This window comes from Actinoplanes sp. NPDC023936, from assembly GCF_040639325.1.
Classification (GTDB): domain Bacteria; phylum Actinomycetota; class Actinomycetes; order Mycobacteriales; family Micromonosporaceae; genus Actinoplanes.
Genome location: NZ_JBEZZR010000014.1, coordinates 164,542 through 172,902 on the forward strand (window position 1 = coordinate 164,542; position 8,361 = coordinate 172,902).

Here is an 8,361-nt window from a genome sequence, read left to right on the forward strand (position 1 = left end):
TGTCAGCCGCCGTCCACCGGGTGGAACGGGTGGGGCAGGGAGCGGGGCGCGGTGCTCTTGGCGGTCCTGGTGTCGGGCAGGCTGTCCATCATCGTGCGACCGATCTTGGAATGCGCCTCCACCGCGGGGTGGGTCGCGCCGTAGTTCTCCGGGTCGCCGAGACCCTCGGCGAACATCGCGTAGGTCAGCAGCGGCACGCCGTCCGCGCTGAACATGATGCCGGCCTCGTGGCGGGACTCGCCGAGATCGTTGAAGTCGGCGCCGTACTTGGTGGCGACCCGCTCCCGCTCCTTCGACGACATCACCCGGCGGACACCGTCGTGGTACCCGTTCAGCCAGCGGGTGACGCTCAGCAGGAAGTCGCAGGACTCCGGTTTCAGCAGCGTCTTGGTGGCCAGCCGCCACAGCAGGTCGTGCGTCTCGCGCGGGGTCGTCGTGCCGAGGAAGAAGCGGTTCGGGTTCGCCACCGGCTCCACCCTCGTGTGCACGAACCCCTTGGCGGCCAGGATCTCGTTGATCTCCAGCGCCGGGACGACACGACCACACATGCGTACGGCGGTGTTGTCAGAGACCAGGAGCATCGCGGTCAGGAAGTTCCCGACCGTGATCTCGTCACCCCAGACGCGGTGCAGGTGGTAGATGCCCGAGCCGCCGAGGATGATGCCGGCCGGCAGGTCGAGCTTGGTGCCCAGGGTCAGCGCACCACGGTCGATCTTGTCCATCACGGCGGTGGCGACGGCGAGTTTCTGCACGCTGTAGCCGTGGGTGACGTGGTCGGCGTCGTCCTCGACGATCGGCTTCAGCGCGCCGGTGGCGTCCACGGCGGCGATGTGGGTGCGCCAGACGCCGCCCGCCCTGGTCTTCTCTCGCTGATAGACCCTCCTGATCGACCTCGTTCCGGTGGGGCCTGCGGCCTGGGCGGGGCTGCTCACCCCGGCGACCGCGGCCGCCGCGCCGAGACCCAGCGCGGAACGGCGCGACATGCTCGATGACATGGCTCTCCCTCGATGGACGAGACGATCAAGATACCGGGGTACGTCAACGGTGCTGTCTCGCCAGCTCGATGTAGGCCGTCGCATTCCCCACGATCGACTTGCGCTCGTCGTCGGTCGTCTCCCGGCGCACCCGGCCCGGCATGCCGAGCACCAGCGAACCGGCGGGCACGACCGTGCCCTCCGGGATCACCGCGCCCGCGCCGACGATCGAGCCGGAGCCGATGTGCGCGCCGTTCATGACGATCGCGCCCATGCCGATCAGCACCTCGTCCGCCACGGTGCAGCCGTGCAGGACCGCGCGGTGGCCGACGCTCACGTGCGCGCCGACCCGGACCGGGAAGCCCGGATCGGCGTGCACGACCACGCCGTCCTGCAGGTTCGTGCCCGCGCCGATCGTGATGGTGTCCAGGTCGGCGCGGAGCACCGCCTGGTACCAGACGCTGGCGTCCGGACCCAGATCGACGCGGCCGGCGAGGACCGCGCCGGGGGCGATCCAGGAGGTAGGTGCGGTCTGCGGCCGGTGGCCGCCGATCTCGATCACGTTGTCACTTGCTCAAATCCCACGTGGTCCGAGCGTCATCGCACCATCATCGCCGCAGCCGGTAACGCCATCGCCACAAGGGGTGCCGGGGCCGGTCACGCCGGTCGAGGCGCCGGGATGTCACGCTCGATGACCGGTTGCGGGGAGTGGTACCGGGTGTGCGGAGTTCTGTGGAGTTCGGGACGTCCGCACATTTCCGCAAAGCGTGAGTTTGACCCCGGATGCGGGCACGCGGCGTGCGGGGCACGGTTGCCGCTGGCGCCGGTCGGGCGGCTGGCAACGCCTGCCGCTGGCGCGGGTCGGGCGGCTGGCAACGCCTGCCGCTGGCGCGGGTCGGGCGGCTGGCAACGCCGCTGGTTCAGCAGCGATGAGGGCACACCCAACGTCATCGTGTTCCTGCACCGGTGCCAGGGCAGCGATGAAAGCGCCCGCACCGCTTCCGTGCGCCCTCATCGCCCACCGGAACGCGCTCCGTGCGCCTCCACCGTCGCTGACGCGCGCTTCCGTGCGCCCTCGCCGCTGCCAACGCCGCCTCCGTGTGCCCCGTCCCTCCGTGTGCCCCGCCCCGATAGCGCATTGACGACCATCTAATGTGAAAACGATTCCCACCGCGACAAATAGATCAACTTGCGCGGCTCCCTAGAATGAACCCTGCGGCCGAGGCACTGTGGCCCCGGAAACATCCGCATTCTCGGTGGAGGCGCATTCCGAGTGCCTGACGAAACAGGCGAGTCCGAAAAGGCTCACCGTCTGCACAGCATCGTGGGCGGTCTGCTCGCCGTGATGATTGTGGGCGTTGCGCTTGTCGCCCTGGAGCGGGCGAACAACATCTATGTGCTCGCGGTCTCCGCCACCGTGCTGGCGGGGGTCACGCTCTGGACGTTCGCCATTGTCGCGGGCCTCTCCAAAGCGGTCGAGGCGGGTTTCTCGCTGCCGCAGAAGCTGTCGCGCCGGGTCAAGCTCATCCTGATCGGCGGCACGGTGCTCGCCATCGTCACGGTGAGCGGTGTCGTCTTCGAGGCCACCCGGCCCGACATCTGCCCGCAGGCGCTGGAGTTGCGGATCCTCGCCTCGCCGGACGGCGCGCAGGCCACCCGCGAGCTCGCGCAGGAGTACACCCGGGCCACCGCCCGCGACAACGGCGGTTGCCCGGTCGTCTATCCCTACGTCTACGCCGCCGGCACGTCCGCGGCGAGCGGCGCGCTCGCCCGGATGTGGACCGGCGCGAAGCAGGAGCGCCCGCTGGAACACCTCGGGCCGCGCCCGGACATCTGGCTGCCCGACTCCATGCTGGACGTGCGCCAGGTCGAGGACATCGTGGTCAAGGGCACCCTGCCGTCGCCGCTGGCCGGTGTCACGTCGATCGGGTCGTCGCCGATCGTGCTCGCCGGCACGAGCGTGACGGGTGTGCCGGAGTCCACCGACAACACGTTGCCCAAGATGGTGTCGGCCGTCCTGGACCGGCCCGGGTTCGCGCCGACGCTGGCCGCGGCGGATCCGCAGTCCTCGACGGCGGGCCTGCTCGCGGCGGACGTCTATCTGCGCGACGCCGAGGGCGAGATGGTGGGCCCGGACGTGGCCCGCCGCCGCGCGCAGATCGTGGTGGACTCGGCGGCCTCGGCGGGCAGCGAGGCCGACCTGCTCTGTGCGTACCTGCGGGAGGGCAAGCTGCCCGAGACGGCGCTGACCAGCCTGCGGACGTGGAAGCGTTACATCAAGGGCAAGACGCTGGGCACGCCCGGCTGCACGACCGCGCGCACTCCCCCGCTGAATCTGCCGGAACCGGTGGTGCTCGCCTCCGCGCCCGCTCTCGACCTTCCGTTCGTGCAGTTCACCTGGACCAGCACCCGGCACCGCGAGGAGGTCGAGCGGTTCCGCGGCTGGCTGCTGGGTGAGGACGCCGATCCGTACCTGCGTGAGGCCGGCCTCGGCGAGCCGCATTCCGCGTGCGCCGATCTCGCCCTGAACGCCTGCCTCCCCCGCGACCCCAAGAAGACCCTTTCCCTGTACGAGCGTGCCAAGCGTCCCGGGCGAGTCCTGCTGGCCGTGGACACCTCGGGTTCGATGGCGGATCCCGCCGGCCCGGGGAAGACGACCCGTTTCCAGGTCGCGGCGCGGGGCGTGGGTGAGGCGCTCGGGCAGATCGGCACGCGGGACGAGTTCGGCCTCTGGTCGTTCCCGATCGCCAAGGGCCGCCGCTCCCCCGAGCTGGTGAGCGTGGGACCGGGCACCCCGCAGCACCGCACCACGGTGGTCGACACGCTGCGCACCGTGAAGCCGGCCGGCGCGACGCCGCTCTACACCACTGTCGCGGCCGGGATGCGCGAGCTCGCCGAGCCGGGCGGCGGCGATCGGATCCGGGCGATGGTGGTGCTGACCGACGGTGAGAACACCAGCGGCAACCTCAGCCTGGAGCGGACGATCGCCGAGGTCAAGCGGGCGGCCGGCGCGGACGTCCGGCTGTACGTGATCGCGACCGGCGAGGCCAGCTGCGAGGACGGCGGCGGCACGACCGGTCCGGATCCGCTGTACCAGCTGGCCCGCGCCGGCCGCGGCGCCTGTCTTCCGGCCGGCGCGCAGGAGCTGCCGGAGACGATGACACGGCTCTTCGAGACGTTGTGGAGTGGAAAGTGACAAAGTTGCTGTCCGGGCCGTTCACCTGGTTCGTCGGATTCCTGCTGGGGATGCTGGTGATGGTCACCGCGGTGGCCGCCCGCAACGTGTTCAGGGAACCGGACGAGCCGCGGCAGCAACAGCAGCCGGGGCGCGCCGAGCTGGTGATCTACTCGGGGGCGGACGAGAGCACCGGCGGCCAGCGGCAGAAGCTGATCGAGGAGTGGAACGCGCAGAACCGGGACACACCGGCCCGGCTGGTGAGCCTGCCGCGGAGCGCGGACGCCCAGCACAGCGAGATGCGGGCGACCGCGCAGTCGGACGTCTCGGACGCCGACATCTACAACCTGGACACCACCTGGACCGCCGCGTTCGCCTCGGCCGGTTACATCCTGCCGCTGGACGACACGATCGACACCAGTGGCTTCCTCGGTCCGCCGCTGGCGACCTGCAGGTTCGAGGGCAAGCTGTGGGCGCTGCCGTTCAACACCGACGCCGGCCTCCTCTACTACCGCAAGGGTGTGCCGGGCAGCGCGCTGCCGGAAGCGCTGCCGCCGGGGCTGAACGACGTGCGGGCGCTGCGGAACGCCATGCCGGACATGGAGGCCGGTTTCGTCACCCCGCTCGACGCGTACGAGGGGCTCACCGTCAGCGCCCTGGAGGCGATCTGGGCGGAGGGCGGCGAGGTGTACGACCGGGAGAAGGACCTGGTCGTGATCGACAGCAAGGAGGCGCGGGCCGGCCTGCGGAAGCTGTCCGAGGCGATGCACCGGGTCGACGACCTGCCGCCGGCCGTGCACGAGAAGTCGATGACGTTCCGGGAGGACACCAGCCGGGAGGCGTTCCGCGAGGGCAAGGTCCCGCTGATGCGGAACTGGCCGGTGGCGTACGGGCAGCTGCGCTCCGGCGACAAGCCGCTGACCGACTTCGACGTCCGGTCGCTGCCCGGCCCGAGTGTGCTGGGCGGGCAGAACCTGGCGGTGGCGAGCAGCACCGACAACCCCCGGGCGGCGCAGAAGCTGATCCAGTTCCTCACCAGCGAGGAGAGCGAGCGCCGGCTGTTCCGCGACGGAGGGCTGGCGGCCACCCGCACGGCCGCCTACAACGACCCGGCGGTGCTGAAATTCCAGCCGTACGCCTCGACGCTGAAGCAGGCCGTGGAGAACGCGAGGGCCCGGCCGGAGACCACGCACTACGCGCTGTTCAGCAGCACCTTCCAGGACATCGTGACGCAGACGCTGAACGACGACGGCAAGCTGCCGGACGACGCGGTGAAGCGGCTCACCGAGGCGCTGAACGGCCGCATCGTCTAGCGGGCAACGGTCAGGACCGACCGCCCTGAGCGGCCACAGTGCCGCCAGGTGGCCGCTTTAACAGACAGCCTTGACTGTTTCTGGTCTCACGGTGAAGACTCGGCAGGCGCGGACCCCGCTGCCGGCGGTCCGGCTGGACTGCGAAGGGGATCTGAAGTGAGACTGACCGAACACGACGTCGCGCTCGTCACCGGCGGCGCCTCCGGCCTCGGCCTCGCCACCGTGCGGGCCCTCGCCGCCGAGGGCGCGAAGGTGGTGATCGTCGACCTGCCCTCCTCCGACGGCAAGGACGTCGCCGAGCACCTCGGTGACGCGGTCCGGTTCAGCCCCGCCGACGTGACGAGCGAGGAGTCGGTGTCCGCCGCGCTCGACGTGGCGGCCGGGCTGGGACAGCTGCGGGTGGTGGTGAACTGCGCGGGCATCGGCACGGCGTCCCGCGTGGTCGGCAAGAACGGGCCGTTCCCGCTGGACCTGTTCCGCCGGACCGTCGAGGTGAACCTGATCGGCACCTTCAACGTGATCCGGCTGGCCACCGAGCGCATCGCGCACGCCGAGCCGGTCGGCGGCGAGCGCGGCGTCATCGTCAACACCGCCTCCGTCGCCGCGTTCGAGGGGCAGATCGGCCAGGCCGCGTACTCCGCGTCCAAGGGCGGCGTCGCCGCCATGACCGTCCCGATCGCCCGGGAGCTGGCCCAGTCGCTGATCCGCGTGGTCACCATCGCGCCGGGCCTGTTCGAGACGCCGATGCTGGCCGGCCTGCCGGAGGAGGCCCGCGCCTCGCTCGGCGCGCAGGTGCCGCACCCGGCCCGGCTCGGCAGACCCGACGAGTACGCCGACCTGGTGTCGAGCATCGTGCGCAACCCGATGCTGAACGGCGAGACGATCCGGCTGGACGGCGCGATCCGGATGGCACCGCGATGAGCGCGGCGCTGAGCACCCGGTTCACCGAGACGTTCGGGATCCGCCACCCCATCGTGCAGGGCGGCATGCAGTGGGTGGGCCGCGCCGAGCTCGCCGCCGCGGTCTCCGAGGCCGGTGGCCTCGGCATGATCACCGCGCTGACCCAGCCCACCCCGGCGGATCTCGCGGCCGAGATCGAGCGTGCCCGGCGGCTCACCGACCAGCCGTTCGGCGTGAATCTCACGATCCTGCCGGCGATCACACCGCCGCCCTACGACGAGTACCGCCGGGTGATCGTGGACTCCGGAGTCACCATCGTGGAGACCGCCGGGTCGAACCCGGAGCCGCACATGGAGATGTTCCGGGCCCACAACATCAAGATCATTCACAAGTGTACGAGTGTCCGCCACGCTCTTAAGGCCGAGGCGGTCGGCGTGGACGCGGTCAGCATCGACGGTTTCGAGTGCGCGGGGCATCCCGGCGAGGACGACATTCCCGGCCTGGTGCTGATTCCGGCGGCCACCGAGCGGCTCACCGTCCCGGTCCTCGCCTCCGGCGGTTTCGCCGACGCGCGCGGCCTGGTCGCGGCGCTGGCGCTCGGCGCCGACGGCATCAACATGGGCAGCCGGTTCATGTGCACCGCCGAGTCCCCGATCCACGACAAGGTCAAGCAGGCCATCGTCGACGGCGACGAGCGCGGCACCCAGCTGATCTTCCGGCAGCTGCGCAACACCGCCCGGGTGGCCGGCAACGCGGTCAGCCGCGAGGTCGTGGAGATCCTCCAGGGCGGCGGCACGTTCCCGGACATCGCGTCACTGGTGGCCGGATCCCGGGGCCGCAAGGTCTTCGACGACGGCGACCTGGACGCGGGCATCTGGACCGTCGGCATGGTGCAGGGCCTGATCCACGACGTGCCCACCTGCGGCGAGCTGATCGAGCGCATCGTCACGGAGGCCGTCGAGCTCATCGACAACCGCCTGCGCCGGGCGACGGCGGTGCCCCTGTGACCGCGGCGGACCCGAGCCCCGGCGGCCCCGGGACCGGCGCGACGCCGGAGATCGGCTGTCACCGGGACGGGCCGGTTCTGCGGATCACCCTCAACCGGCCGCACGTGTTGAACGCGGTCACCGAGACCGTCCTGCGCGACCTGGCCGACCTGATCACCGAGGCCGGCGAGGATCCGGACGTGCGGGTGATCGTCCTCGCCGGCGCGGGCCGCGCGTTCAGCTCCGGCGCGGACCTCACCACGGTCACCGAGATCTCGTCACCGGCCGGGACGATCCACGCCGCGAACCGGGTGATCCGCAGCATCACCGCGGTGCCGCAGCCGGTGGTCGCCGCCGTGCAGGGCCCGGCCGCCGGGGTGGGCTGCTCGATCGCGCTCGCCTGCGACCTGGTCCTGGCCTCGTCGGACGCCTTCTTCCAGCTGGCTTTCGTCAAGGTCGGCCTGATGCCGGACGGCGGCGCGACCCTGCTGGTCCCGGCCGGCATCGGACGTGCCCGCGCCATGTACCTGTCCCTGCTCGGCGACCGGCTCCCCGCGACAACTGCGGCCGAGTGGGGACTGATCCATCGCGTGGCCGACCCGGCCGCGCTCGTGGCGGACGTCGACGATCTCGCCACCCGCCTGTCCCGCGCCGCGCCCCTCGCCCTGGCCGCGACAAAGCGGGCGGTCAACGCGGCCACGCTCGGCGGCCTCGAGGACAGCATGCGGCGCGAACTGGACGGCCAGTCGGCGCTGCTCACCAGCGCGGACTTCCAGACCGCGGTAGCCGCGTTCCGAGAGAAACAGACGCCGACCTTCGCCGGCCGCTAACGTGCGTGTGAACTTGAGGTGCGAACCGCGCCCGAAGTCCACACACTCCAGCGAACTCCACCCCGCGTGTGGAACTGCGGTGCGGACCGCGCCCGAAGTCCACACACTCCAGCGAACTCCACCCCGCGTGTGGAACTGCGGTGCGGACCGCGCCCGAAGTCCACACACTCCAGCGAACTCCAC

Annotated in this window: 7 protein-coding genes; 5 read left to right on the top strand and 2 right to left on the bottom strand. The window is 71.1% G+C overall.

Annotation, left to right across the window (positions count from 1 at the left end; genetic code table 11):
• Positions 1 to 2 precede the first annotated feature (2 nt).
• A complete protein-coding gene (locus tag AB0F72_RS20500) occupies positions 3 to 995 on the bottom strand; it encodes a serine hydrolase (RefSeq protein WP_360433433.1) in 993 nt (330 codons plus the stop codon).
• Between the two features lie 43 nt (positions 996 to 1,038).
• Positions 1,039 to 1,536 carry a gamma carbonic anhydrase family protein gene (locus tag AB0F72_RS20505; protein WP_360433436.1) on the bottom strand — a complete coding sequence of 166 codons (498 nt, stop codon included), beginning with the start codon at positions 1,534 to 1,536 and terminating at the stop codon, positions 1,039 to 1,041.
• A 783-nt stretch (positions 1,537 to 2,319) separates the two neighbouring features.
• Here AB0F72_RS20505 and AB0F72_RS20510 point away from each other — a divergent pair.
• From AB0F72_RS20510 to AB0F72_RS20530, 5 genes are all read left to right on the top strand, one after another.
• Entirely contained in the window at positions 2,320 to 4,170 is a 1,851-nt protein-coding gene (locus AB0F72_RS20510) for a VWA domain-containing protein (protein WP_360433439.1), read from the top strand.
• Complete coding sequence (locus AB0F72_RS20515) at positions 4,167 to 5,462, top strand: extracellular solute-binding protein (RefSeq protein ID WP_360433442.1); 1,296 nt, start codon at positions 4,167 to 4,169, stop codon at positions 5,460 to 5,462. Before AB0F72_RS20510 ends, AB0F72_RS20515 begins: the two co-directional genes overlap by 4 nt.
• A gap of 156 nt (positions 5,463 to 5,618) precedes the next feature.
• Positions 5,619 to 6,383, top strand: coding sequence for a 3-hydroxyacyl-CoA dehydrogenase (locus AB0F72_RS20520; RefSeq protein WP_360433444.1), 765 nt, complete (start codon positions 5,619 to 5,621; stop codon positions 6,381 to 6,383).
• Positions 6,380 to 7,369, top strand: coding sequence for a nitronate monooxygenase (locus AB0F72_RS20525; protein WP_360433447.1), 990 nt, complete (start codon positions 6,380 to 6,382; stop codon positions 7,367 to 7,369). The genes AB0F72_RS20520 and AB0F72_RS20525 overlap by 4 nt, the downstream gene beginning before the upstream one ends.
• Positions 7,366 to 8,178 carry an enoyl-CoA hydratase gene (locus tag AB0F72_RS20530; RefSeq protein ID WP_360433450.1) on the top strand — a complete coding sequence of 271 codons (813 nt, stop codon included), beginning with the start codon at positions 7,366 to 7,368 and terminating at the stop codon, positions 8,176 to 8,178. Before AB0F72_RS20525 ends, AB0F72_RS20530 begins: the two co-directional genes overlap by 4 nt.
• Positions 8,179 to 8,361 lie beyond the last annotated feature (183 nt).